20 protein-coding genes are annotated in these 26,030 nt (G+C 73.5%); 18 read left to right on the forward strand and 2 right to left on the reverse strand.

All coding sequences use genetic code 11. From position 1 onward, the window contains the following. Window positions 1-608: 608 nt before the first annotated feature. The 15 genes from AB0D67_RS15430 to AB0D67_RS15500 all read left to right on the forward strand — a co-directional run bounded on the left by AB0D67_RS15430 (window position 609) and on the right by AB0D67_RS15500 (window position 18,552). Complete coding sequence (locus tag AB0D67_RS15430; RefSeq protein WP_362934695.1) at window positions 609-2,354, forward strand: penicillin-binding protein 2; 1,746 nt, start codon at window positions 609-611, stop codon at window positions 2,352-2,354. Window positions 2,355-2,394: 40 nt separating this feature from the next. After that, complete coding sequence (locus AB0D67_RS15435; protein ID WP_362934698.1) at window positions 2,395-3,954, forward strand: UDP-N-acetylmuramoyl-L-alanyl-D-glutamate--2,6-diaminopimelate ligase; 1,560 nt, start codon at window positions 2,395-2,397, stop codon at window positions 3,952-3,954. Next, a complete protein-coding gene (murF, locus tag AB0D67_RS15440; protein ID WP_362934701.1) occupies window positions 3,951-5,360 on the forward strand; it encodes a UDP-N-acetylmuramoyl-tripeptide--D-alanyl-D-alanine ligase in 1,410 nt (469 codons plus the stop codon). The genes AB0D67_RS15435 and murF overlap by 4 nt, the downstream gene beginning before the upstream one ends. Continuing rightward, window positions 5,357-6,415: a phospho-N-acetylmuramoyl-pentapeptide-transferase gene (gene mraY / locus AB0D67_RS15445; protein ID WP_362934704.1), complete on the forward strand. Its 1,059-nt coding sequence runs from the start codon at window positions 5,357-5,359 to the stop codon at window positions 6,413-6,415. Before murF ends, mraY begins: the two co-directional genes overlap by 4 nt. Then, window positions 6,412-7,842 carry a UDP-N-acetylmuramoyl-L-alanine--D-glutamate ligase gene (gene murD, locus AB0D67_RS15450; RefSeq protein ID WP_362934707.1) on the forward strand — a complete coding sequence of 477 codons (1,431 nt, stop codon included), beginning with the start codon at window positions 6,412-6,414 and terminating at the stop codon, window positions 7,840-7,842. The genes mraY and murD overlap by 4 nt, the downstream gene beginning before the upstream one ends. A 200-nt stretch (window positions 7,843-8,042) precedes the next feature. Then, a complete protein-coding gene (gene ftsW, locus AB0D67_RS15455; protein WP_362934794.1) occupies window positions 8,043-9,284 on the forward strand; it encodes a putative lipid II flippase FtsW in 1,242 nt (413 codons plus the stop codon). Further along, window positions 9,281-10,366, forward strand: a complete 1,086-nt coding sequence (gene murG / locus AB0D67_RS15460) for an undecaprenyldiphospho-muramoylpentapeptide beta-N-acetylglucosaminyltransferase (RefSeq protein WP_362934710.1) — start codon at window positions 9,281-9,283, stop codon at window positions 10,364-10,366. Before ftsW ends, murG begins: the two co-directional genes overlap by 4 nt. Window positions 10,367-10,408: 42 nt before the next feature. Next, the gene (gene murC, locus AB0D67_RS15465; protein WP_362934713.1) at window positions 10,409-11,815 is read left to right on the forward strand and encodes a UDP-N-acetylmuramate--L-alanine ligase; all 1,407 of its coding nucleotides are present in this window, start codon (window positions 10,409-10,411) and stop codon (window positions 11,813-11,815) included. A gap of 131 nt (window positions 11,816-11,946) precedes the next feature. After that, a complete protein-coding gene (locus AB0D67_RS15470; protein WP_362934716.1) occupies window positions 11,947-12,615 on the forward strand; it encodes an FtsQ-type POTRA domain-containing protein in 669 nt (222 codons plus the stop codon). Between the two features lie 222 nt (window positions 12,616-12,837). After that, window positions 12,838-14,265: a cell division protein FtsZ gene (gene ftsZ / locus AB0D67_RS15475; RefSeq protein WP_362934719.1), complete on the forward strand. Its 1,428-nt coding sequence runs from the start codon at window positions 12,838-12,840 to the stop codon at window positions 14,263-14,265. A gap of 90 nt (window positions 14,266-14,355) precedes the next feature. Beyond that, window positions 14,356-15,060, forward strand: coding sequence for a YggS family pyridoxal phosphate-dependent enzyme (locus AB0D67_RS15480; protein WP_362934722.1), 705 nt, complete (start codon window positions 14,356-14,358; stop codon window positions 15,058-15,060). A 120-nt stretch (window positions 15,061-15,180) separates the two neighbouring features. After that, the gene (gene sepF, locus AB0D67_RS15485; RefSeq protein WP_362934725.1) at window positions 15,181-15,684 is read left to right on the forward strand and encodes a cell division protein SepF; all 504 of its coding nucleotides are present in this window, start codon (window positions 15,181-15,183) and stop codon (window positions 15,682-15,684) included. Window positions 15,685-15,766: 82 nt separating this feature from the next. Next, on the forward strand, window positions 15,767-16,054 hold the full coding sequence (locus AB0D67_RS15490) for a YggT family protein (RefSeq protein WP_355646174.1): 288 nt from the start codon (window positions 15,767-15,769) through the stop codon (window positions 16,052-16,054). A 49-nt stretch (window positions 16,055-16,103) separates the two neighbouring features. Then, complete coding sequence (locus AB0D67_RS15495) at window positions 16,104-16,961, forward strand: DivIVA domain-containing protein (RefSeq protein WP_362934728.1); 858 nt, start codon at window positions 16,104-16,106, stop codon at window positions 16,959-16,961. Between the two features lie 43 nt (window positions 16,962-17,004). Continuing rightward, a complete protein-coding gene (locus AB0D67_RS15500) occupies window positions 17,005-18,552 on the forward strand; it encodes a hypothetical protein (protein ID WP_362934731.1) in 1,548 nt (515 codons plus the stop codon). Between the two features lie 107 nt (window positions 18,553-18,659). Here AB0D67_RS15500 and ileS read toward each other — a convergent pair whose 3' ends face one another. Next, window positions 18,660-21,824 carry an isoleucine--tRNA ligase gene (gene ileS / locus AB0D67_RS15505; RefSeq protein ID WP_362934734.1) on the reverse strand — a complete coding sequence of 1,055 codons (3,165 nt, stop codon included), beginning with the start codon at window positions 21,822-21,824 and terminating at the stop codon, window positions 18,660-18,662. A 515-nt stretch (window positions 21,825-22,339) separates the two neighbouring features. On the opposite strand from ileS, the gene AB0D67_RS15510 reads away from it, so the two are divergent. The 3 genes from AB0D67_RS15510 to AB0D67_RS15520 are packed head-to-tail and all read left to right on the forward strand — an operon-like array spanning window position 22,340 to window position 24,248. Continuing rightward, window positions 22,340-22,756 carry a TraR/DksA C4-type zinc finger protein gene (locus tag AB0D67_RS15510; protein ID WP_362934737.1) on the forward strand — a complete coding sequence of 139 codons (417 nt, stop codon included), beginning with the start codon at window positions 22,340-22,342 and terminating at the stop codon, window positions 22,754-22,756. Window positions 22,757-22,779: 23 nt separating this feature from the next. Beyond that, window positions 22,780-23,319 (forward strand): signal peptidase II, encoded by a 540-nt coding sequence (lspA, locus tag AB0D67_RS15515; protein WP_362934740.1) that lies wholly within the window; start codon window positions 22,780-22,782, stop codon window positions 23,317-23,319. Then, on the forward strand, window positions 23,319-24,248 hold the full coding sequence (locus AB0D67_RS15520) for an RluA family pseudouridine synthase (protein ID WP_362934743.1): 930 nt from the start codon (window positions 23,319-23,321) through the stop codon (window positions 24,246-24,248). Before lspA ends, AB0D67_RS15520 begins: the two co-directional genes overlap by 1 nt. A 90-nt stretch (window positions 24,249-24,338) precedes the next feature. On the opposite strand, the gene AB0D67_RS15525 is transcribed toward AB0D67_RS15520, so the two are convergent. Continuing rightward, window positions 24,339-25,964 (reverse strand): serine/threonine-protein kinase, encoded by a 1,626-nt coding sequence (locus tag AB0D67_RS15525; protein WP_362934746.1) that lies wholly within the window; start codon window positions 25,962-25,964, stop codon window positions 24,339-24,341. Window positions 25,965-26,030 lie beyond the last annotated feature (66 nt).

The following is a 26,030-nucleotide window of genomic DNA, read 5'->3' on the forward strand; positions in this document are numbered from 1 at the left end:
CAGAGGAGACCGGAGGTCGTGGCGCCCGTTCCGGCGGCGCGGGCGGATCCGCCTCCGCCGGCCGGACCGGCGGCTCCGCCGTACCGCCGGGCAGGCCCCGCGCCGGGTCGCAGGCCCGGAACGCCCGCGACGCCGGGGACGGCCCCGCCCGCGGCGGACGGCCCGGCTCAGGTTCCGGCTCCGGCTCAGGTTCCGGCTCCGGCTCCGGCTCCGCGAAGTCTCCGGCCGCCAAGCCCGGTCCCGTCTCCTCCGGCCCCTCCGCCTCTTCCAAGCCTTCCGCCTCCGCGAACAAGCCTTCCGCCTCCGCGAAGTCCTCCGCCAGGCACCCGGCGTCCGGCCGTCCCGCGACCGGCAGGCCCGCCCCCGCGGGTGCGACGGGCCGGCCCGGCCGACCGCCGGGTCCCGACGCGCCCCGCAGGCCGGGCCGCTCCCCGCGCCCCGAGGAGCCGGCGGGCCCGGCGGGCCGGCCGCGCGTCCGTCCGCCCGGCGACCAGGCGCGCCCGCCCCGGACCGCCCCCCCGGCCGGCGGGAACGGAGGCGGCGGAAAGGGCGGCGGCGAGAAGGGAGGCGGCGGCAGGCCCCCCAGGCCGCCCGCCCGGCCGCCCGCGGTGCTGCGCCTGGGCAACCCCGGCCGGCGGATCAGCGTCGGCCTGATCGCGATGACCTTCGTGCTGTCCATCTTCGCCGGGCGGCTCATCCAGCTCCAGGGCCTCGACTCCAAGGTCTACGCCGCCGAGGCGGCCAAGCAGCGGGTCCAGGGCGAGAAGCTGACCGCCCGCCGCGGCTCCATCACCGACTCGGCCGGGCACGAGCTCGCGCTGACCCGGGAGGCCCGCGAGGTCTACGTCGACCCCTCACAGGTCAAGCCGGCCCTGCGCGACCAGATGGCCACCTTCCTCGCCGCGGAGCTGAACCAGCCCAAGCAGGACATCGCGGCCAAGCTCGCCGTACCCGGCAGCCGCTACCAGAAGCTGGCCGCCGCCGTGGAGCCGTCCGTGGCCGAGCGGATCATGCAGCGGGCCCCGAAGCTCAAGCTGGAGGGACTCGGCACCAGGAGCCGGTACGTCCGCGACTACCCCGGCGGCGACCTCGCCGGGACCCTCATCGGCTTCGTCGGCGACGACGGGAACGGCCTGAGCGGGCTGGAGAGCACCTACGACACCCTGCTCGCCGGCCGCGACGGCGAGCAGATCATCGAGACCGGCCGCGCCGGGCAGCGCATCCCGATGACCCGCAGCACGGTCAAGGCGCCCGTCGAGGGCAGGGACGTCCGGCTCACCATCGACCGCGACATCCAGTGGGCCGCCCAGAAGGCGATCGCCGACGAGGTGAAGGCCACCGGCGCGCGCACCGGCACCGTCATCGTGATGGACGTCCGCGACGGCCGCGTGTACGCCATGGCCAACGCCCCCGAACTCGACCTGAACGACTGGCGGCGGACCTCCCCCGAGGACTGGGTCAACCGCGCCGTGACCGACGTGTTCGAGCCGGGCAGCACCAACAAGGTCATCACCGCGGCGGCCGCCCTGGAGTCGGGCGCGCTGCGGCCGGAGACCGCCATGCGGGTCCCGGACAACATCCGGTGCGCCGACCAGGTGCTGCGCGACTCCCACCCGCACCCCGTGGAGCGGCTGACCTTCTCCGGCGTGGTCGCGACCTCCAGCAACGTCGGGACGATCATGGCCGCGCAGAGGATCGGCGACCAGCGGCTGTACGAGATGATGCGGCGCTTCGGGTTCGGCGCCAAGCCGGGCAGCGGCCTGTACCGCGAGGAGGCCGGCCTGCTGCCCGACTGGCGGAACTGGTCGGGCAGCCAGCGCTGCACGATCGCCTACGGCCAGGGCGTCTCGGTCACCGCGCTGCAGACGGCCAGCGTCTACCAGACCATCGCCAACGGCGGCGTGCGCGTCGCCCCGAGGATCGTGGCCGGCACCACCGACGAGCGGGGCGTCCTCACCCCGGCCGCGCCCGGCGCGCGGACGCGGGTGATCGGCGAGCGCACCGCCGCGGACGTCGCCGGGATGCTGGAGGCCGCCGTCGGCGCCGAGGGCACCGGCAACCTGGCCGCCATCGACGGCTACCGGGTGGCGGGCAAGACCGGCACCGCGATGCGCTACGACGCCGAGTGCCGGGGATACTGCGGGTACACCTCGACGTTCGTCGGCTTCGCCCCGGCGGACGCGCCCCGCCTGGTGGTCCTGGCGGTCGTCCAAGATCCTCAGAAAGCCCACTACGGTGGAGAGGTCGCAGCCCCGGTATTCAAGAAAGTGATGACGTTCGCGTTGAAGAGCCAGAAGATCCCGCCCACCGCGACCAGGCCGCCGGCCTCGGTGCCGATCCGCACCGGCCGCTGACGAGGGAAGGTACGCTCTCGCCGTGCGTCCCCCGTCGTCCATGCGACCCTCAAACAGTTCGCCCCGGCCGTTGTCGGGGCTGGCGAGCCTGCTCGGCGCGCCCTCCGGCACGTCGCGGGCTCCGCTCGCCGCGGTGTCCGGGGTCACCATCGACTCCCGCCGGGTGCGGCGCGGAGACCTCTACGTCGCGCTGCCGGGCGCCACGGTCCACGGCGCGGACTTCTGCGCCCAGGCGCTCGCCGCCGGCGCCGCCGCGATCCTGACCGACCAGGCGGGCCGGGAGGCGGCGGTCGCGACCGGCCTGCCGGTCCTCGTCGTGCCAGACCCGCGGGCCGTGCTCGGCCAGGTCTCCTCCTGGGTGTACGGCGCGCCCGCCGCCGCCGTCACGCTCATCGGCGTCACCGGCACCAGCGGCAAGTCCACCAGCACCTTCCTGCTGGAGGCCGGGCTGCGGGCCGCCGGGCACACCACCGGCCTGGTCGGCGGCGTGGAGATCCGCGTGGGCGACCTGCGCCTGGAGTCCACGCTGACCACCCCGGAGGCCAGCGACCTGCACGGCCTGTTCGCCCTCATGCGCGAGCGGGGCGTCACCGCCGCCGCGATGGAGGTCTCCAGCCACGCGCTGGCCCTCGGCCGCGTCGACGGGCTCTTCTACGACGTCGCGCTGTTCACCAACCTGTCGCAGGACCACCTCGACTTCCACCGCGACCTCGACGACTACTTCGCCGCGAAGGCCAGGCTGTTCACCCCCGAGATGAGCCGCGCCGGGGTCGTCAACATCGACGACGCCCACGGCCGCGAGCTCCTCGGCACGGCGAAGATCCCGATGACCACCTTCTCCGCCCAGGGGGCCCCGGAGGCCGACTGGCGCGCCGCCGACGTGCGCCTGGGCGGCGACGGCAGCTCCTTCCGCGTGGTGGGCCCCGGAGGCGTCGAGGAGGACGCCACGGTGGCGCTGCCCGGCCCGTTCAACGTCGCCAACGCCCTCGGCGCGATCGTCGCCCTGGTGGAGGCGGGGGTGCCGCTGCGCGCCGCGGTGGCCGGGATCGGCACGCTGGCCGGGGTGCCCGGCAGGATGGAGCGGGTGCCGGGCGCCGACGGCTTCGAGGCCATCGTGGACTACTCCCACAAGCCCGGGGCGGTGGAGTCGGTGCTGCGCTCGCTGCGCGAGGTCACCGGGGGCCGGCTGACCGTCGTGCTGGGCTGCGGCGGCGACCGCGACCGCGGCAAGCGCCCCCTGATGGGCGCCGCCGCCGCCCGGCTGGCCGACGTCGCCATCCTCACCAGCGACAACCCCCGCTCGGAGGACCCCCTGCGGATCCTGGCCGAGATGATGGACGGGGTCCTCGGCGTGCCCGAGGAGGAGCGGGCTCATGTGATCATTGAGCCGGACCGGGCCGCGGCCGTCGATCTGGCGATCGGCCGCGCGGGCCCCGGCGACGTGGTCGTCGTGGCCGGCAAGGGGCACGAGCAGGGCCAGTACGTCGGCGACCGGGTCCTCCCGTTCGATGACAGGCAAGTGGTGGCCGACGCGATCGGCAGGCGGCGGAGCCGTACCGGGCGTCAGGCGTGTATGGAGAGTAAGGAAGCCTCATCATGATCCCGTTGCCGCTGGGCAGGATCGCCGAGATCACCTCGGGCGCCCTCGCGGGCATGGCCGACCCCCGCGCGGTCGTGCGCGGCCCGGTCGTCGTGGACTCCCGGGCCGTCGAGCCGGGGTCGCTGTTCGTCGCCGTCAAGGGCGAGCGGTCCGACGGGCACGACTTCGCCGCGGCCGCCGTGGAGGCGGGCGCCGTCGCCGTGCTGGCCTCCCGGCCGGTCGAGGCCCCCGCGGTCGTCGTCGGCGACGTCGTCGGGGCCCTGGCCGACCTGGCCACGGCGGTCTGCGCCGCGCTGCCGGCCGCCACGATCATCGGCGTGACGGGGTCGGCGGGCAAGACCACCACCAAGGACCTGCTGGCCCGCCTCACCGCGCGGATCGGCCCCACGGTCGCGCCGGTCGGCTCGTACAACAACGAGATCGGCCACCCCCTGACCGTGCTGCGGGCCGACGAGGGCACCCGCTACCTGGTGCTGGAGCTCAGCGCCCGCGGGGTCGGGCACATCGCCCACCTCGCGGAGATCGCCCCGCCGAAGATCGGCGTGGTCCTCAACGTCGGCAGCGCGCACATCGGGGTCTTCGGCGGCCGGGACGCCATCGCCAGGGCCAAGGGCGAGCTGGTCGAGGCGCTGCCCGCCGACGGCGTCGCCGTACTGAACGCCGACGACCCGCTGGTGGCCGCGATGGCCGGCCGGACCCGCGCCCGGGTCACCTGGTACGGCCGCGGCGGGAACGCCACGGTGCGGGCCGAGGGCGTCGTCCTCGACGGGCGCGGCCGCGCCTCCTTCACGCTTCGCACCCCCTCCGGGGCCGCGCCGGTCTCCCTGCGCCTGTACGGCGAGCACGCCGTGGACAACGCGCTCGCCGCGGCGGCCGCCGCCTACGAGCTGGGGCTGCCGGTCGCCACCATCGCCGAGGAGCTGTCGGAGGCCGAGCCCCGCAGCCGCTGGCGGATGGAGGTCACCGACCGGGCCGACGGCGTCACCGTGATCAACGACGCCTACAACGCCAACCCCGAGTCCATGCGCGCCGCGTTCGGCGCCCTCGGCTCCATCGCCGGGGGCCGGCGCCGCCTCGCGGTCATCGCCTCCCCGAGCGAGCTGGGCGAGCACGGCGCCGAGCTGAACGAGGGCGTGGGCCGTACGGCCGCCGCCGCGGGCCTCGAAGCGCTGTTCGTCGTCGGAGCCGACGCCGAGCCGGTCCTGGCCGGGGCCAGGGCCGCGGCCGAGGAGGCCCGTGCCGCGGGCGGCCACGTCCCCCGGATAACGCACGTCCCCGACGTCGAGACGGCCGTCGCCGAGGTCTCCGCGATCCTCGCGCCCGGCGACGTGGTGCTGATCAAGGGCTCGCGGGTGGCCGGCCTGGAACGGGTGGCCGAGGCCCTGCTCGGGGGTGAACGCCGATGAGGGAGATCCTCATCGCGGCGGCGGTCAGCCTGCTGCTGTCCATGTTCGGCACGCCGCTGGCGATCCGCCTGTTCTCCCGGCGCGGCTACGGCCAGAGCATCCGGGAGGAGGGCCCCTCCGGTCACCACGACAAGCGCGGCACCCCCACCATGGGCGGCACCGTGATCGTGATCGCGGCGCTGATCGGGTTCGCCTGCGCCCACCTGGTCGCCTGGACCCAGCCCACCGTCTCGGCGCTGCTGGTGCTGTTCCTGATGACCGGCCTGGGCATGGTCGGCTTCCTCGACGACTTCATCAAGATCTACAAGCAGCGCAGCCTGGGCCTGCGCAGCGGCGCCAAGGCGCTGGGCCAGCTCGTCGTCGGCGCGGTCTTCGCGGTCCTGGTGACCCGCTTCCCCAACGCCTACCTCATCACCCCCGCCGAGACCCGGCTGTCGTTCCTGCGGGACTTCGGCCCCTCCATCGGCATCATCGGGTTCACGATCTGGGTGCTCATCATGATCGTGGGCTTCTCCAACGCGGTGAACCTCACCGACGGCCTCGACGGCCTGGCCAGCGGTGCGACCGGCGTGGTGCTCGCCTCCTACGTGCTGATCGGCAACTGGCAGCTGCGCAACAGCTGCACGGTCCAGCTCAGCCCCAACTGCTACTGGGTCCGCGACCCGCTCGACCTCGCCGTGGTCGCCGCCGCCGTGCTCGGCGCGCTGGTCGGCTTCCTGTGGTGGAACGCCCCGCCCGCCAAGATCTTCATGGGTGACACCGGCTCGCTGGCCCTGGGCGGCGTGATCGCGGGCCTGGCCATCACCACCCGCACCCAGGGCCTGCTGATCATCCTGGCCGGCATGTGCGTGGTCATCACGATGTCGGTGATCATCCAGGTCGGGTTCTTCAAGATGACCGGCAAACGGGTCTTCCGGATGGCGCCGCTCCAGCACCACTTCGAGCTGTCGGGCTGGGCCGAGACGACCATCGTGGTCCGCTTCTGGCTGATCGCCGCCCTGTGCGCCGCCGCCGGCCTCGGGTTGTTCTACGTCGAATGGATGCCCAAGCCGTGACGACCTCAGACCTCACGGGCGCCGGGGGCGCCGGGGGCACGGTCGTGGTCGCCGGGCTCGGCGTCTCCGGCACCGCCGCCGCCCGCGTGCTGGCCGGGCGGGGCGCGAAGGTCGTCGTCCTGGAGGGCCGCGACACCGAGGGAGCCCGGGCCGCCGCCGCGGAACTGGCCGGGCTGGGGGTCGAGGTCCGGTTCGGCGAGTCCGCCGGGTTGCCCGCCGGCGCCTCCCTGGTCGTCACCACCGGCTGGCCGCCGCGTCACCCCGTGATGGCCGCCGCCGCGGAGGCCGGGATCGAGGTGATCAGCGAGGTCGAGCTCGGCTGGCGGCTGCGCCCGGCCGGCGCGGCGCCGTGGCTCGCGCTGACCGGCACCAACGGCAAGACCACCGTGGTGCGGATGCTCGCCGCCATGCTGTCCGCCGCCGGGCACCGCGCGCTCGCCGCCGGAAACGTCGGCACCCCCGTCGTGGAGGCCGTCGGCGGGCCCTGGGACGTGCTGGCCGTGGAGCTGTCCAGCTTCCAGCTGCACCGCTCGCCCGGCCTGGCCCCGCACACCGCCGCCGTGCTCAACGTGGCGCCCGACCACCTCGACTGGCACGGCTCCCTGGAGGCGTACGCCCGGGACAAGGGGCGGATCTTCGAGCGGGCCGGCACGGTGGTCTTCAACGCCGGCGACGAGCAGGCGGCTCGCCTGGCCGAGCCGTACGCGGGCGGGGCCGCCCGCGTCGTCGGCTTCACGCTCGACGTGCCGCGTCCCGGGCAGGTCGGCGTGGTCGAGGACCTGCTGGTGGACCGGGCGTTCACCGACGACCCGGTGCGCGAGGCCGCCGAGCTGGCGGGCTTCGCCGACATCCGGCCGTTCGCGCCGCACAACGTCGCCAACGCGCTCGCCGCCGCCACCATGGCCCGCTCCTACGGGGTGCCCCCGGAGGCCGTACGGCGCGGCCTGGCCGACTTCGTCCCAGACCCGCACCGCATCGCGCACGTCGCGTGCGTGGGCGGCGTCGACTACGTCGACGACTCCAAGGCCACCAACCCGCACGCCGCGGCCGCCTCGCTCGCCGCCTACCCCTCGATCGTCTGGGTCGCCGGCGGGCAGCTCAAGGGAGCCGACGTCGACGACCTGGTACGGCGGGCCGCACCGAGGCTGCGCGGCGCGGTGCTGCTGGGCGCCGACCGCGAGCGGATCCGTCAGGCTCTGGCGCGACACGCCGAGAATGTCCCGGTGGTGGAGGTGGCGGGGCAAGACACTGGGGTCATGGATCGCGTCGTCACCGAAGCCGCCCGGCTCGCCTCCCCCGGGGACACCGTGCTGCTCGCCCCCGCAGGAGCCTCCCTCGACATGTTCGCCGGCTATCCAGCGCGAGGGGAGGCGTTCGCGCGGGCCGTGCACCGGCTCGCGGAGACGGGCGAAGGGGAGCGGGCGTGAGCGCGCGCGACGGGCGGCCCACCGGGGCCGCCGGACGTGCCGCGACCGCGACGGCGGGTTCCGCGGGCGGGCGTGCCGCGGCGTTCCCCGCGGCTCCGGCGGCCCCGGCGGGGGCCACGCGGGAACGGGACGGCGGGGGCCGCGCGACGGAGGCCGGGGGTCCGGCGGACGCCCGGCGCGAGGGCGGGGCGCGCGAGCGGCTGACCGCCTTCCGCGAGCTGCTCGACCGGCCGCTGACCTCCTACTACCTGATCCTCGGGTGCTGCGCGCTGCTGCTGGCCCTCGGTCTGATGATGGTGCTGTCGGCCTCCAGCATCGAGGCGCTGCAGAAGGACATGAGCCCCTTCTACTGGTTCCTCAAGCAGTCGGTCTCGGTCGCGCTCGGCCTGCCGCTGATGTGGGCCTGCTCCCGCCTGCCCGCGCGGTTCTTCCGGCTGGCCGGATACCCGCTGATGGTGCTGTCCATCCTCGGCCTGGTGCTGGTGCTGTTCATCGGCGATACGGAGCTCGGGGCGCAGCGCTGGATCTACATCGGCCCGCTGACCATCCAGCCCTCCGAGCCGGCCAAGCTGGGGCTGATGCTGTGGGGGGCCGACCTGCTGGCGCGCCGGGCGCGCGCCGGGACGATCGAGTGGCGTCACCTGTTCATCCCGCTCATGCCCGGCGCGGTCATCCTGTCCCTGCTGGTCATGCTGGGCAGCGACCTCGGCACCACGATCGTGCTGATGCTGATCTTCCTGTCCCTGCTGTGGGTGGTCGGGGCGCCGCTGCGGCTGTTCGGCGGCATCATGGCCGTCGCGGTGCTGGCGGCCGTCGTCATGATCAGTACCGAGGGGTACCGCCTGGACCGGGTCCAGGCGTGGCTGGACCCGTGGAAGTACGCCCAGAACGAGGGCTACCAGGCCGTCCAGGGGCAGATCGCGATGGGCAGCGGCGGCTGGTTCGGGCTGGGGCTGGGCTCCAGCCGGCAGAAGTGGAACTGGATCCCGCACGCCGAGAGCGACTTCATCTTCTCGATCATCGGCGAGGAGCTCGGCCTGATGGGCACCCTGGTGGTGGTGGCCCTGTTCGGGCTGCTCGGCTACGCCGGGCTGCGGGTCGCCGTCCGGGTGAGGGACACCTTCGTCCGGCTCGCCGCGGCCGCCGCCGTCGCCTGGATCGCCGGGCAGGCGATCGTCAACATCGGCGCGGTGATCGGCGTGGTGCCCATCACCGGCATCCCGCTGCCGCTGGTCTCCTACGGCGGGTCGGCGCTGTTGCCCACGCTGGCCGCGCTCGGGATGCTGCTGAGCTTCGCCAAACAGGAGCCCGGCGCGCGGCAGGCCCTGGCCGCGCGTGGCCCGGGACCGGTGGCGCGGGGCCTAAGCTGGCTTGGCCTGGGTGGCCCGGCCCGCGGACGGCGGCCGGCAGACGGAAGACGACAGGGGAAAGGACCGACATGAGGGTGGTCCTCGCCGGCGGCGGGACGGCCGGTCACATCGAACCGGCGCTGGCCCTGGCCGACGCGCTGCGCCAACTCGATCCCGGCATCGGGATCACCTGCCTCGGCACCGAACGCGGCCTGGAGACGCGGCTGGTCCCGGCCCGGGGGTACGAGCTGGAGCTCGTGCCCGCCGTACCGCTGCCCCGGTCGCTCACCCCGCAGCTGCTGACCGTTCCCGGCCGCCTGGCGGGGGCGATCAGCGCCGCGGCGGGCATCATGGAGCGGGTCCGGGCCGACGTCCTCGTCGGGTTCGGCGGCTACGTCGCGACCCCCGCCTACCTCGGGGCGCGCCGCCGCGGCGTGCCGATCGTGGTGCACGAGGCCAACCCGCGGCCCGGCCTGGCCAACCGGCTGGGCGCGCGGCTGACCGACCACGTGTTCATCGGCCAGCAGGACACGCCGCTGTCCGGCGCCGAGCACATCGGGATCCCGCTCCGCCGCGAGATCACCTCGCTGGACCGGCTGTCCATGGGCGACAAGGCGCGCTCCTGGTTCGGCCTGGAGGCCGACCTGCCGACGCTGCTGGTCACCGGCGGCTCCCAGGGGGCGCGCTCGATCAACCAGGCGGCCCTGGCCGCGGCCCCGGCGCTGCGCCGGGCCGGGATCCAGGTGCTGCACATCATCGGCCCGAAGAACACGCTGGAGGAGGAGCCGCCGCCCGGCGACCCCCAGTACGTCGTGCTGCAGTACGTCGACCGGATGGACCTCGCCTACGCCGCCGCCGACTTCGCACTGTGCCGCGGCGGCGCCATCACCTGCGCCGAGCTGACCGCGGTGGGCCTGCCCGCGGCGTACGTCCCGCTCCCGCACGGCAACGGCGAGCAGCGGCTCAACGCCGAGCCGATCGCACGGGCCGGGGGCGGCATGCTGGTCGACGACGCCGAGCTGAGCGCGGAGTGGATCGTCCGCAACGTGCTGCCCGTGCTGTCCGACCCGGAGCGGGTGGTCGCCATGTCGGAGGCCGCCTCCCGGATGGGCCGCAAGGACGCCGACGCGGCGCTGGCCCACCGGGTGCTGCGGATCGCGCGGGGCGTGGCGTGAAAGGCGGGAATCAACGGATGAGCGGGGAATGGTGAACGGCCGATGAGCCTGGTCAAGTTGGTGGATCCGGTCGCGGCCGAAGACCTGGGGCGGGTCCACTTCATCGGGATCGGCGGTTCCGGCATGTCCGGCATCGCCCGCATCCTGCTCAAGCGCGGCGTGCGGGTCTCCGGCAGTGACTCCCGCGGTTCCGAGCTGGTCAACGAGCTGCGGGGGCTGGGGGCGAGGATCCACATCGGTCACGCCGCCTCGCACGTCCAGAACGTCGACACGGTCGTGGTCTCCACCGCGATCCGCGACTCCAACCCGGAGCTGGGCGAGGCGCTGCGCCAGGGGCTGCGGGTGATCCCGCGGGCCGCCGCGCTGGCCTCGGTCATGGCGGGCCGGACGGGCGTCGCCCTGGCGGGCACCCACGGCAAGACCACCACCACGTCGATGCTGACGGTGGCGCTGCAGAAGTGCGGCGCCGACCCGTCCTACTGCGTCGGCGGGCAGCTGGTGACCACCGGGCTGGGCGCCGACGAGGGCGCCGGGGACGTCTTCGTCGCCGAGGCCGACGAGAGCGACGGCTCCTTCCTGATGCTGGCCCCGGAGATCGCCGTGGTGACCAACGTGGAGCCCGACCACCTGGACAACTACGGCGACCCCCGCGCGGTCTACGACAGCTTCGCCCGCTTCGTCGAGCGGGTCGGCCGGACCATGGTGCTCTGCGCCGACGACCCCGGCTCCGCGGCCCTCGTGGCGCCGGCCCGCGCCCGCGGCCTGAAGGTCGTCACGTACGGCGAGGCCGGCGACGCCGACCTTCGGGTGGGCGACATCACCCCGGACGGCCTGGGCGTCACCTTCACGGTCGGCGGCCTGGGCCTGGTCAGGCTGGCCGTACCCGGCCGGCACAACGCCCTCAACGCCGCCTCGGTCATCGCCGTCGCGGCCGAGCTGGGCGTCTCCTTCGACGACATCCGCGACGGCCTGGCCGCCTTCACCGGCGCCAAGCGCCGGTTCGAGGCCAAGGGCGAGGCCGGCGGGGTCGCGGTCTTCGACAGCTACGCCCATCACCCGACCGAGCTGGCGGCCGACCTGCGCGCGGCCCGGGACGTGGTGGCGTCCTTCTCCGGCTCCGGCAGGGTCATCGCGGTCTTCCAGCCGCACCTGTACTCCCGGACGCGGTTCTTCGCCGACGACTTCGGAGCGGCCCTCGCCCTGGCCGACGAGGTGGTCGTCCTGGACGTCTACGGCGCGCGCGAGGACCCCGAGCCGGGCGTCTCCGGGGCGCTGGTCGCGGGCAAGGTGCCGCTCCCGGGGGAGCGGGTGAGCTACGCGCCGCAGCGGGAGAGCGTCCCGGCCCTGGTGGCGGAGCGGGCCAGGGCCGGCGACATCGTGCTCACCATGGGGGCGGGCGACGTGACCGAGCTGGGCCCGCGGATCGTGGCGGAGCTGTCCGCACGGTGAACGGCCTTCGAGGGGGAGCGGGGGAGGAGTGGTGAGCGACCTTTGAGCCGGGAGCGAGCCCGACGCGGGAGCGGAGTGGTTCGTGAGGGACGAGCGGCCCGCGGAGCGAGGAAGGAAGCGGTGAGCGACTCTTGAACGGAGTCTGGCGCACGGCCTTCCTCGGCCTGCTGACCGCGGGCGTGGTGGGCAGCGTCGTGTGGCTGGTGTTCTTCTCGCCGGTCCTCGGCGTGCGGGAGATCCGGGTGACGGGCAACGCGGTCCTGCCCGCGGAGGAGATCCGGCGGGCCACCGGGGTGGCCGCCGGCCGGCCGCTCGCCACCGTGGACGTGGCCGCGGTCAGGGCCGGGGTGGGCGCGATCCGCCGGGTCGAGTCGGTCTCCGTCAGCCGCGACTGGCCGGGCACGCTGGCGGTCAGGGTCGTGGAGCGCCGCCCGGCGGCCGTGGTGCCGGAGGGGGACCGGGCCGCGCTGGTGGACCGCCACGGCGTGGTGATCGAGGTCAGGGACGTCGCGCCTCCGGGTCTTCCCGCGCTGCGGGTGGACCGTCCCCGGGCGGGCGACCCGGCGACCGCCGCGGCGCTGGCCGTGGTCGGGGCGCTGCCGGAGAGCCTGGCCCGGCGGGTGGCCGAGGTGGCCGCGCCCTCGCCCGAGACCGTCTCGCTGCGGCTGAAGGACGGCCGCACGGTGGTCTGGGGCGGGCGGGACCGTTCGGAGGACAAGGCGCGGATCCTCGCCACGCTCCTGAGGAGCCGGGCGGCCACCTACGACGTGAGCTCCCCCGAGGTCGTGACGGTGAAGTGACGCCCCCGCCGCGGGCGCCGGGAAAAGGACAGCGCGCGACACGCCGGGCGCGCTTGCGGCCCGGTTAGTTGACCCGCCCGGAGCGTAACTCCTACTGTCCGTATCACTCCTCAGGTTGACATAAATCTAAATCTCAACTTGAGGGTGAGGGTTTTGAAAGCGACGGCACGGGACCCCGTGCCGCGGGAAATTGCAAGTCAACGAGCGGAAAGGCCCCTCGTCGTGGCAGCACCGCAGAACTACCTCGCGGTCATCAAGGTTGTAGGAATCGGCGGAGGCGGAGTCAACGCCGTCAACCGGATGATCGAGGAGGGACTCAAGGGCGTCGAGTTCATCGCCATCAATACCGACGCTCAGGCGCTGCTGATGAGTGACGCCGACGTCAAGCTCGACGTGGGGCGTGAACTCACCCGCGGCCTCGGCGCGGGCGCCAACCCCGAGGTCGGGCGCAAGGCGGCCGAGGACCACCGTGAGGAGATCGAAGAGGTCCTCAAGGGCGCCGACATGGTCTTCGTCACCGCGGGCGAGGGCGGCGGCACCGGCACCGGCGGAGCCCCGGTGGTGGCCAACATCGCGCGGTCCCTGGGCGCCCTGACCATCGGTGTGGTCACCCGGCCGTTCAGCTTCGAGGGCCGGCGCCGGGCGATGCAGGCCGAGGCGGGCATCGAGACCCTCCGCGAGGAGGTCGACACGCTCATCGTGATCCCGAACGACCGGCTGCTGTCGATCTCCGACCGGCAGGTGAGCGTGCTGGACGCCTTCAAGGCGGCCGACCAGGTGCTGCTCTCCGGTGTCCAGGGCATCACCGACCTGATCACCACGCCCGGCCTGATCAACCTGGACTTCGCCGACGTGAAGTCGGTGATGTCCGGCGCGGGCTCGGCGCTCATGGGCATCGGCCACGCGCGCGGCGACGACCGGTCGGTCGCGGCGGCCGAGATGGCCGTCTCCAGCCCGCTGCTGGAGGCCAGCATCGACGGCGCGCACGGCGTGCTGCTGTCGATCGCGGGCGGCTCCGACCTCGGCCTGTTCGAGATCAACGAGGCCGCCCAGCTCGTCTCCAACGCGGCCGCGCCGGACGCCAACATCATCTTCGGCACGGTCATCGACGACGCCCTCGGCGACGAGGTCCGCGTCACAGTGATCGCGGCCGGCTTCGACGAGGCCGACGCGGAGGCGAACAAGGCCGTTCCGCAGGCGGCCCGGCCGCAGCAGCAGCCCGCCCGCCCGGCCGCGACCCCGCCGTCCCGGCCGTCGGTCCCGGCGGCGCCCACGGTGAAGGCCGAGCCCCGTCCCGAGCCGCGGCCGGAGTTCCGGGCCGAGCCCAGAGCCGAGTACCCGCCCGCGCCGGCCCGCCCGGCGACCCCGCCGCAGCCGGAGTTCCGGGCCGAGCCCCAGCCCGCGCAGCCCCCGGCGGCCCAGCAGGCCCACCCGGTCCAGCCCGCCGCGCCCGCCCACGCGCCGGGTGAGCAGCCCGAGCCGCCGCGCGCCGAGGAGCCGCCGGCCTCGCCGGTGTCGATCCCGCGTCCGGCGCCCGAGCCGCCTGCTCCCACGCCCATCTCCGCGCGGGTCCCCGACACCGCCCGGCGGCGTCCGGTGGTCTTCGAGGAGCAGGAGGAGGAGCTCGACGTCCCCGACTTCCTGAAGTGACTTTGCTCACGGCCGGGGGCCCGGGGAATGCCCGGCCGTGACAGGGAAGAATGGGTTCCGCCGGTTTGTCGGTGTTCGAGCGGCGGAGAAGTGACGGATACAACACGACGTGAAGAGATCGCGGCCGGTCTGGCCAGGGTCGAGGCGGACATCGCCGAGGCATGCCGGGCCGCCGGCCGCGACCGCGGGGAGCTGACGCTCGTCGCGGTGAGCAAGACCTACCCTGCCTCCGACGTGCGGCTGCTGGCCGGGCTGGGGGTGACCGACGTGGGGGAGAACCGCGACCAGGAGGCTTCGGCCAAGGCGCACGAGTGCGCCGACCTGAAGCTGACCTGGCACTTCATCGGCCAGCTGCAGACCAACAAGGCCCGCTCGGTGGTCTCCTACGCCGACGTCGTCCACTCGGTGGACCGGCTCCGGCTGGTCTCCGCGCTGGGCCGGGAGGCGGTCCGGGCGGGCCGGGAGGTCACCTGCCTGGTGCAGGTCGCGCTGGACGGCGATCCCGCACGCGGCGGCGCCCGGCCGGAGGAGGTGCCGGCGCTCGCCGACGCGGTCGCCGGAGCCGGCGGGCTGAGGCTGGGCGGGGTGATGGCGGTCGCGCCGCTGGGCGGGGACCCGTCCGGGGCCTTCGCCCGGCTGAGGGAGATCTCGGAGGCCGTACGGGAGGCCCATCCGGGCGCGGACGTCATATCGGCGGGGATGAGCGGCGACATGGCGGAGGCCATCGCCAACGGCGCGACACACCTGCGTGTCGGTACGGCGTTGCTCGGTCGCCGGAAGCCCTTGGTCAGGTAATGTCCCTTCAAGTGGACCTTGGCGTCCGCGTACCCGGATAGAGGTCGATCGGTGGTGAGCTCCAAGGGGGTGCGGCTACCGCCCCAGGCGAAGCGAAGTAAGACGGAGGAAGAAGCAGCGATGTCCGGCGCGATGCGCAAGATGGCGGTCTACCTCGGTCTTGTGGAGGACGACCGCTACGACAGATACGACAGCTATTCCGACGAGGACTACGAGGAGTTCGACGACTCGCGGCGGACGGCGGAGGAGCGTCCCGGAGCGGTCCACGACCGCGAGGACGACGCCGATTCCGGGGTGCCCGCCCCGAGGCCCGCGACGGCTGTCATCGAGCGCCGTACGACCGATCTGGCGCGCATCACCACGCTTCATCCGCGCACCTACAACGAGGCCCGGACAATCGGGGAGCATTTCCGCGACGGCACCCCGGTCATCATGAATCTGACCGAGATGGTTGACAGCGACGCCAAGAGGCTTGTGGATTTCGCGGCAGGTCTGGTCTTTGGCCTACATGGCAGCATTGAACGTGTTACCAACAAGGTGTTCCTGTTGTCCCCTGCCAATGTCGAGGTGACCGCCGAGGACAAGGCCCGAATCGCGGAACGCGGGTTCTTCAACCAGAGCTAGAGTTCCACCATGAACAGTGACCGGCCGGACAGGTCCACACAAGACCGGAGGCGGCGGAACGGATCAGAGACGAGGGTGGACCTTGGGGATCGTTAGCGAGATCTTGGTCATCGTCCTCTCTCTCTATCTGGTTCTGCTGATCGGCAGAATGATCTTTGAGACGGTGCAGGCGTTCGCGCACCAGTGGCGGCCCACCGGGGCCGTACTCGTCCTGGCGGAGGCCGTATACACGGTCACCGACCCGCCTCTCAAGTTCCTCCGCCGTTTCATTCCACCACTCCGGTTGGGTACGGTGGCCTTTGACCTAAGCTTCACAGTGCTGTTCATTGTGGTCTTGGTCTTGATCCGACTCGTGTCCGCGCTTCGTTGATCGGGTACCGTCCCTCCGGACAGACTCCAAGCGCGCCAAGGAGACCGAAATGCCGCTGACGCCCGCTGATGTGCGGAACAAGCAGTTCAGTACGACCCGGCTGAGGCCGGGGTACGACGAGGAAGAGGTTGACGCCTTCCTCGACGAGGTCGAGTCCGAGCTGGACCGCCTCATCCAGGAGAACGAGGAGCTTCGCGCGAAGCTGGCGGAGTGCCTGCGGGGCAAGGTGCCCGGCAACGTCAACATGGCCATGGCGCCGGCCCCCGTCGCAGAGCCCAAGCCCGAGATGATGATGCAGCAGCCGGAGCCGATGCGCGCTCCGGAGCCCGTCCAGCACCAGCAGCCCGTCCCCGTCTCCATGGGCATGCCGCAGGCCGAGGACAACATGGACACCGCGGCGCGGGTGCTCGCGCTGGCCCAGCAGACGGCCGACCAGGCCATCGCCGACGCCCGCCGGGAGGCGGACGAGACGGTGACCCGGGCCCGCCGCGAGGCCGACGACATCCTCGGCAAGGCCCGCCGCCAGGCCGAGCAGGTCATCGGCGACGCCCGCGCACGCGCCGAGACGCTGGAGCGCGACGCGCAGGAGCGGCACCGGCAGGCCATGGGCTCGCTGGTGCAGAACCGCGACGAGCTGGAGCGCAAGGTCGAGGAGCTGCGCAGCTTCGAACGGGAGTACCGCAGCCGCCTGAAGCTCTACCTGGAGAACCAGCTCGCCGAGCTGAACGTCGCGGGCGAGGGCAGTGGCGCGTTCCCGATCGTGGGCGGTCCCCCGGCGATGTCCCACGCCGTGGCTCAGGGAGGCCCGCAGCCGATGCAGGGCGCCCCCGGTCCGTTCGGCGGCGAGCAGGCGCAGCACTCGGGTGCCTTCCAGGGCGTTGACGGTCCTCACAACGACCGGCGCTAGGGTGTCGGGTCATTCGTCCTGACCCGTATCCGGGAGTTCCCCTGTGATCCTCATCAGCGCCGGTCTGGTCCTCACGGCCATCGTCCTGCTCATCGTGGGATTCGTGCTGGCCAAACCTTTCCTGGTCATGTGGTCGATCGCGATCAGCGTGCTGTCCGCGGTCTTCCTGGTGATCGGGGCGTTGTTACGCCGCCACGAACTGTTCCCCGGCGGCGGGCGCGCCGGAGCGGCCCCGCCGCTCCAGCCGAGGGAGCCGGCGCCCACCGGCCCCGCGCCCGTGCCGCACATGCCACCGGGCCGACCGGCCACGCCGGTCTCCCACCCGATGGCGCGGCAGACGGCGACCGCCCCGGCTCGGCCTCGGCCGGGCCGGGTCGCCGCCACCGCCCCCGCCGCTCCCTCCGCGAGGCGGGGCCTGCCGGGCGCCGGGGCGATCGTCCTGGTGATCCCGGGACGCAGGCGCTACCACGTCGTGGGATGCCGGCAGCTCGCAGGCCGGGACCACGAGGAGCTCACCCAGGAGGAGGCGCGGGAGGAGGGCTTCACGCCCTGCACCACGTGCCTTCCCGACCAGCCGACGGCCCCGGCGTCTCCGGTGGCCTCGAAGCCCCCGGCGGCCTCCGCCGCCGTGGCCTCACCCGCCGAGCCGGCGTCCCCGGCTCCGGCGAAACGGCCCGCCGCCCAGGCGTCCGCCGCACCGGCCGCGCAGGCCGGTCCGCCTTCCGGCGCCTCGGGGACGGCCGTGCCGCCGTCCCCCGCCCGGCCCTCACGGCCCGCGCCGGAGACCCCCTCCGACGATCCCAACGCCACGAGCTGGTTCAGCCGCACCACGGCCGGCCCGGTGACCGGGCGGCCGGCCTCCGAGCCCGCTCCGGCCGGCTCCGCGCCCGCCGAGGCCGCGAAGCCGAAGCCTGCCAAGCCCGCCAAGCCCACGGAGCCCACGGAGCCCGCGGAGCCCGCGGAGTTCGAGCTCGTGAAGCCCGAACCGGCCGAGCCCGACTCCGCTGAGCCCGAGGCCGTGAAGCCGGAGGCCGGCGAGCCCGTGTCCGCGACGCCGGAGGCCGGCGGGCCCGGCCCCGCTGAGCCTGAGGGCGCCGAGCCCGAACCGGCCGAGTCCGCGGACACCGGATCCGGGGACGTCGAGCCCGAACCCGCCGAGTCCGAGGCCGTCGAGCCCGGATCCGGCGACTCCGAGCCGGTGGAGCCGGCCGAGGCCGTTCCCGGGCGCGCCGGGTCGCGGCCGACGGCCGACTCCACCTCGGCGGAATCCTCCGCCTCCGACGACTCCCGTGACACCGCTGAAGCCTCCGGCGACGCCGACCCCGGGAGCGAGCCCGCCGCCGGAAGCGCCGGTGCCGCCGACGACGGGGACACCTCCGACGACGACACCGCCCCCCGGGGGTTCCCCGCCATCCGGGACGAGCCGCCCGCCGGGACCGTCAAGGTGATCGTCGGCACCCGCCGCTTCCACGACCCGTCCTGCCCCCTGGTCCGTGGCGGAGACGACGACGGCGTCGAGACGATGACCGTGGTCGAGGCCGAGGAGGCTGGGCTGAGCGGCTGCACGGTCTGCCGCGCCGGCCGCGGCTGAGCCCGAACGACACGGAAAGGGCCGCCGGGAGACCTCCCGGCGGCCCTTTCCGCCTTCTCTCCGCGCCCCGGTGGTCCTCCCCTCCAGGGGAGGACCACCGGGAGGGCTCAGGCCGTACGGCGGAGCTGGAACGCCAGCCCGAGGTCGTCGTCGCGGTGCACGTCGAGCCTGTCGGCGACCCCCTCGGTGAAGGAGACGGCCAGAACCTCGTCGGCCACGACCGAGCCCTGCGCCCGCAGGGCCCCGGCCAGGTCGGCGTCGGCGGCCGACCACCACACGTCGATCCGGTCGGAGATGGACAGGCCCGTCGACTTGCGGGCGTCCTGGAGCAGGCGGACGACCTCGCGGACCAGACCGGCGCGGCGCAACTCGTCGGTGATCGCCAGGTCGAGGGCGACCGTCTCGCCGGTCCCGGTGCCGATGGCGCCCGTCTCGACCGCCCAGCCGGCCTTCGGCTGCTCGGTGACGATGACCTCCTCGGCGGTCAGCTCCACCGGGCCCAGTTCGGCGGCCTCGACCGTGACGGTGGAACCCGCGCGGAGCGCATGGGCGAGCCCGGTCGCGTCGGCGGAGGCGACGGCCGCGGCCACCAGCTTGGTCTGCGAGCCGAACCGCTTGCCCAGCGCCCGGAAGTTGGGCTTGACGGTGAAGGAGACCAGGTCGGCCTCCACATCCGACAGGTCCTCCAGCGCCTGCACGTTGAGCTCGTCGGCGATCAGCTCGCGCAGCTCCGGCGGGAGGGCGGCCCAGCCGCGGGCGCCCACCAGCGCCCGGCCGAGCGGCTGACGGGTCCTGACCCCGCTGGAGGCGCGGGCCGAGCGGCCCAGCTCCACCAGGCGGCGCACCAGCGCCATCCGCTCCGACAGCTCCGCGTCCAGCAGCGCCGGGTCCGCGGCGGGCCAGGAGGCCAGGTGGACCGAGACGGGGGCGTCGTCGTCGCGCAGGACGTCCCAGACGTGGTCGGTGATGAACGGCGCCACCGGCGCCATCAGCCGGGTCACGGTCTCCAGGCACTCGTAGAGCGTGGCGAACGCCGAGACGTCGCCGGACCAGAACCGGCGGCGGGAGCGCCGCACGTACCAGTTGGACAGGTCGTCGAGGAACTCCGCCAGCCGCCGGCCGGCCCTGGCGGTGTCGAAGCCGTCCAGCGACGCCGTCACCTCGGCGACCGTGCGGTGCAGCTCGGCCAGCGCCCAGCGGTCGATCAGCGGCCGGTCGGCGGGGGAGGGGGCCTCGGCGAGCGCCGACGGCGTCCAGGACTCGGCGTCGGCGTACAGGGTGAAGAACGCCGCGGTGTTCCAGTAGGTCAGCAGGACCTTGCGGACGATCTCCTCCAGAGCCGCGTGGCCGATCCGGCGGGCGGCCCACGGGGAGCCGCCGCAGGCCATGTACCAGCGCAGGGCGTCGGCGCCGTGCCGGTCCATCAGCGGGATCGGCTGCAGCACGTTGCCCAGGTGCTTGCTCATCTTGCGGCCGTCCTCGGCGAGGATCAGGCCGAGGCAGAGCACGTTCTCGTAGGAGGACCGGCCGAAGACCAGCGTGCCGACCGCCATCAAGGAGTAGAACCAGCCGCGGGTCTGGTCGGTGGCCTCGCAGATGAACTGCGCCGGGTACGCCGAATCCAGCATCTCGGCGTTGCGCAGCGGGGCGCCCCACTGGGCGAACGGCATCGACCCGGAGTCGTACCAGGCGTCGATCACGTCCGGCACCCTGCGCGCCTCGGCCCCGCAGTCGGGGCAGGGCAGGGTGACGTCGTCGACGTAGGGGCGGTGCGGATCGAGCGCGGACACGTCGCGGCCCGCCAGCCGGCCCAGCTCCTCCAGGGAGCCCACGCATGTGACGTGCGAGTCGTCGGCGGAGCAGACCCACAGCGGCAGCGGCGTGCCCCAGTAGCGCGACCGCGACAGCGACCAGTCGACGTTGTTGCGCAGCCACTCGCCGAAGCGGCCCCACTTGATCGTCTCGGGGTACCAGTTGGTCTTCTCGTTCTCGGCGAGGAGCTGGTCCTTGATCGCGGTGGTCCGGATGTACCAGGCGGGCAGCGCGTAGTACAGGAGCGCGGTGTGGCAGCGCCAGCAGTGCGGGTAGCTGTGCTCGAAGTGGCCGCCGCGGTACAGAAGGCCCCGCGCGTCCAGGTCGGCGGTCAGCTCGTCGTCGGCGTCCTTGAAGAACCGGCCGCCGACCAGGGGCACGGTGTCGAGGAAACGGCCGTCCGGGCCGATCGGGTTGACCACCGGCAGGCCGTACCGCTTGCAGATCGTCATGTCGTCGGCGCCGAACGCCGGGGCCTGGTGCACCAGGCCGGTGCCGTCCTCGGTCGTGACGTAGTCGCCGAGCACCACGTAGTGGGCGCCGGGGATGTCGACCAGCTCGAACGGGCGGGAGTAGGAGGTGTGCTCCAGATCGGCGCCCCGGAAGGAGGCCAGCACCTCGGCCCCCTCGCCCAGGGCGGCGGCCAGCAGCGGCTCGGCCACCACCAGCACCTCGTCGGACCCGGCGGGGCGCGCCGCGACGTAGGTGACGTCGGGGTGCACGGCCACCGCGGTGTTGGACACCAGCGTCCACGGCGTGGTGGTCCAGATCAGCAGCGAGGCGCCGAGCTCGGCCAGCGGGCCGGAGGTGGCGGGCATGCGGACGTAGACCGACGGGCTGGAGACGGTCTCGTAGCCGCCCGGCTGGCCCAGCTCGTGGTCGGACAGGCCGGTGCCGCAGCGCGGGCAGTAGGGGGTGATGCGGAAGTCGCGGAACAGCAGGCCCTTGTCGAAGACGACCTTCAGCGACCACCAGACCGACTCGACGTAGTCGGGGTCCATCGTGCGGTACGCCTGGGCCAGGTCGATCCAGTAGCCCATCCGCTCGGTCATCTCTTCGAAGGCGTCCACGTGCCGCAGCACCGACTCGCGGCACCGGGCGTTGAACTCGGCCACGCCGTACGACTCGATGTCCTTCTTACCGGAGAGGCCGAGCTCCTTCTCCACGGCCACCTCGACGGGCAGGCCGTGGCAGTCCCAGCCGGCCTTGCGCGGCACGCTGTAGCCCTGCATCGACTTGTAGCGGGGGAAGACGTCCTTGAAGACGCGGGCCTCGACGTGGTGGACGCCGGGCATGCCGTTCGCGGTGGGCGGGCCCTCGTAGAAGACCCACGTGGGGCCGCCGGCGTTCTGCTCGACGGAGCGCTCGAAGATCTTGCCGTCGCGCCAGCGGCCGAGCATCTCGTGTTCGAGCGCGGGCAGGTCGACCTGCGCGGGAAGAGGGCGGAAGCGGGCTGACATGACGGGCGGGACCTCCACGCTGGTGCTGGCAGTGGCGTGGAGGGACGAGACCTCGCGGTCCCGCGGTACCACCCTCCTTGACCCCCTGCCGCCGGGAACGGCGGTGGGAGGCCCTCTTCCTTCGGTTCGCTGCCGGTTCTACTGAGCCCGTCGCGGGCCGTTCCTCCGGCGGCTCGGGGGTGATTTCCGCCCGGGTCCTCGCCCCGGGCTCACACCGTCCCCGGGTCGCTCGCGCGAGGGGCCCCGGACGTACTCGTCCCCGTCAACGCCTTTGCGAACTCCCACGATAACGCACCCGCCCGCCGGAATCTTCCCGGATATCGTCCGCGCACGGAACGGGGGAAGGGGCGCGGCGGTGCCGTCCACGCGCGGGACGGCGGGAGGGGAGGCGCGGGGCCGGATCGTACGGGATCGGTAAACATATGGGCGGGTCGTTTGCCGTTCTGTTATCGCGGACCTATGCTGCCCGCACCGTTTACCGCATCGGTACGGTCCGACAGAACGAGGAGGCCGGCATGGCCGCGACTGTGCGCGCAGACGAGAGCGCCACGGGGCCGTCGCAGGACGGTCCCGCCACCTGGTCGGCCGAGGAACTGGCTGAGGTCCGCGAACGACTGGCCGGGGAGATCGAAGAGCTCACCAAGGAGATCGTCAAGGCGGAGAGCGAGATCGCCGCCCGTGACGTGACCGACGGGGCGGGGGACGACCAGGCGGACGCCGGGGCACGGACGTATGAACGAGAACGTGAGATCGCCCTTACCCTGAATTCACGCGACCTGGTCGCGCAGAATGAGCGAGCGATCGCCCGGATCGACGCGGGTACCTATGGAGTGTGCGAATCGTGCCACAAGCAGATCGGCAAGGAACGTCTGCTGGCGTTCCCGAGGGCGACGCTGTGCGTGGCCTGCAAGCAGCGGGAGGAGCGCCGCTGACGGGCGGCCCGGCGGAGGGGGCGGTGACGGCCGCCCCGCCGGGCAGGCGGAGGATCGCCGTGCTCACCACGATCGTCCCGATCGTCTACGGTCTCGACCTGCTCACCAAGACGCTCGTGCTGAAGACCCTGGAGGGCCGCGACCCCTTCGTCATCATCCCCGATCTCCTCCAGTTCCGGGTGATCTTCAACTCGGGGGCCGCGTTCAGCATCGGCACCGGCATGACGATCGTCTTCACGTTCGTCGCCGCCGCCGTGGTGGTCGCCATCCTGCGCACCGCGCGGCACCTGCGCAGCCTGCCGTGGGCGGTCACGCTCGCGCTGATGCTCGGCGGGGCGCTCGGCAACCTGACCGACCGCCTCCTGCGCTGGCCCTCGGGCTTCGGCCGGCCCTCACCGTTCCAGGGGCACGTGGTCGACTTCGTCGAGACCTTCCCCGGCCACTTCCCGGTCTTCAACGTCGCCGACTCGGCGATCGTCTGCGGCGGGATCCTGGCCGTCTTCCTCGCCTGGAGGGGCTACCAGATCGATGGCACCCGCGACACCGGAAGAGCAGAGAAGTGATGGCCGACCAGCGGAGTCTCCCCGTTCCCGACGGCCTGGAGGGCGAGCGCCTCGACGCGGCGCTGTCCCGGCTGTTCGGGCTGTCCCGCACCCGCGCGGCCGAGCTGGTCGCCTCCGGCGACGTGCTGGTGGACGGCTCGCCCGCGGCCAAGTCCGACCGGGTCCACGCGGGCGCGTGGCTGGACGTCACGCTGCCGCCCCCGCCCACCGCGCCGATGCCGGTCGCCGAGCCGGTCCCCGGCATGACGATCGTCTACGAGGACGACGACGTCATCGTCGTCAACAAGCCGGTCGGCGTGGCCGCCCACCCCACCGTCGGCTGGACCGGGCCCACCGTGATCGGCGGCCTGCTCGGCACCGGGCACCGGGTGGCGACCAGCGGCGCCGCCGAGCGGCAGGGCATCGTGCACCGTCTCGACGCCAACACCACCGGCGCCATGGTCGTGGCCAAGAGCGAGACCGCCTACTCCCGCCTGAAGCGGGCCTTCAAGGAACGCACCGTCGACAAGCGCTACCACGCGCTGGTCCAGGGCCATCCCGACCCGCTGCGCGGCACGGTGGACGCGCCCATCGACCGCCACCCGGTCGGCGACGGCCGTTTCGCGGTGGTGGCGGGCGGCAAGGACTCGGTCACCCACTACGACACGATCGAGGCGTTCCGCGCCGCGTCGCTGCTGGACATCAAGCTGGAGACGGGCCGGACCCACCAGATCCGGGTCCACATGTCGGCGCTGCGTCACCCGTGCGTCGGCGACATGCTGTACGGCGCCGACCCCAAGCTGGCCGCGCGGCTGGGCGTGACCCGGCAGTGGCTGCACGCGGTCTCGCTGGCCTTCGAGCACCCGGTGACGGGGGAGTGGATGACGTTCACCACCGACTACCCCGAGGACCTGGCGCGCGCGCTGGAACTCGTCGGCGCGGACTTCTGACGGCTCCGGGCCCGCCCGCGGGCCCACGGGCCGGAGGGCGCCGCCCGCCGGGTCCGTGACCTCTCCCGGGCGGGGTCCTCCCGGGCGGGGTCAGACGCTACCGTCCGCCAGGACCGTGATGTTTCCCGTGTCCTTTGCCGTTCGCGGCGCCTTTCCCCCCGACGCGTTCGGCTCGCTGTACGGATCGACCGATTCCCCGCCCTGGTTCTCCCCCTGGTTTCGCGTGTCCTCCTCCGCCGTTCCCCCGTCGGACTCCGGGCTGGTGCCCTCGCCGGAGTCCTCCGGTGCTTTTCCCTGGTCCTTCGGCTTCTCGCCGGAGTTCTTCTCCGGCTTCTCCCCCGCCTTATCCGCCCCCTTCCCGGGATCCTTCGACGGCTTGCCGTCCGGCTCGGGGGCGGGGGTGTCCTCGGCGCGGTCCTTGCCGTCCTTGCCGTCCCGCCGGGCGTCGCCGCCCTGCCGGGGCCACGCCGAAGGCGGCGTGGCGGAGCGCCCGGTCCCGCCGCCGTCGCGGACGCCGCCGTCGGTCCTGGCGGGCTCCTTCGCGGCGGGGCTCTCGGACGGCTTCGCCTTCTCCGGGGCCTTCTTCTTGACGGGGACGCTCGCCGGGATGGTCTGCCGTACGGTGTCCGACCCGGGGCCGGCGACGTTCACCCAGGCGAAGGCGCCGGAGGCCAGGGTCGCGGCGAGTGCCGCGGCCACCAGGACGCCGCCTGACAGCCTCCGCCGCGGCGGGCCGCCCGCGGCGTGGCCCGGGGGTTCGCCGAGGGACTCCGGCGACGGAGTGGCCTCCGCTCCCGGGACGGCCGCGGCCGCCGCGACGGGCAGGACGCCGGACTCGCTCCGGGGCTGCGGGACCGTGCCCGCGGGGAGCGCGACGGGCGCGGTGGACTGCGGTTCGGCTCCGCTCAGGATCGCCTGCAGGTGGATCTGGAGCTCCTCGGCGGTCATGCGCTGCGCCGGGTCCTTGTGGAGCAGGGCGAAGACGGCCGGCGCGAGCGGTCCGGCGGACAGCATCGGCGGCGGGTCCTGGTGCATGACGGCGCTGAGCGTCGCCAGCGGATGCGCGCGCTCGAAGGGGGAGCGGCCCTCGACGGCCATGTACATCGTCACGCCGAGCGACCACATGTCGGAGGCGAACTCGGCCGGTCCCCCGCTCGCCCGCTCGGGCGCGATGAACGCCGGGGTGCCGATGAGCGCCCCGGTCCGGGTGACCGACGAGTCGCCCTCCAGCATCGCGATGCCGAAGTCCGTCAGCACGGCCCGCCCGTTCCTGGCGATCAGGACGTTGTCGGGTTTGACGTCGCGGTGCAGCACGCCCACCCGGTGGGCGGCGACCAGCGCCCCGAGCACGTCGAGCGCGATCTCCGCCACCCGCCTGGGCGGGAGCGGGCCGTCCTCGCGCACCACGGCCCCCAGTGTCCTGGAGTCCACGAGCTGCATGACGATCCAGGGACGGCCGTTCTCCTCGATGACGTCGTAGACCGTCGCGACGCCCGGATGACCGATTCTCCCGGCGGCGCGGGCCTCTCTCAGCGTCCGCAGGGTGAAGATCTCACGCTCCAGACTGGAGAGGTCGGGGGAGGGGACGACCTCCTTGACCGCGACGTCCCGGCCGAGCACCTCGTCCCGCGCCCGCCAGACCGTGCCCATGCCTCCCCGGCCGATCTGCTCCAACAGCCGGTATCGGGAGCTGATGATCACCTGAGAATCGGTCATGGGGTGCCGAATACCCAGGATTTACCATCACATTCGCGGAATTCCAGCGCCGTATCCGCTGGATCG

The organism is Streptosporangium sp. NPDC048047, from assembly GCF_040653115.1.
Classification (GTDB): domain Bacteria; phylum Actinomycetota; class Actinomycetes; order Streptosporangiales; family Streptosporangiaceae; genus Streptosporangium.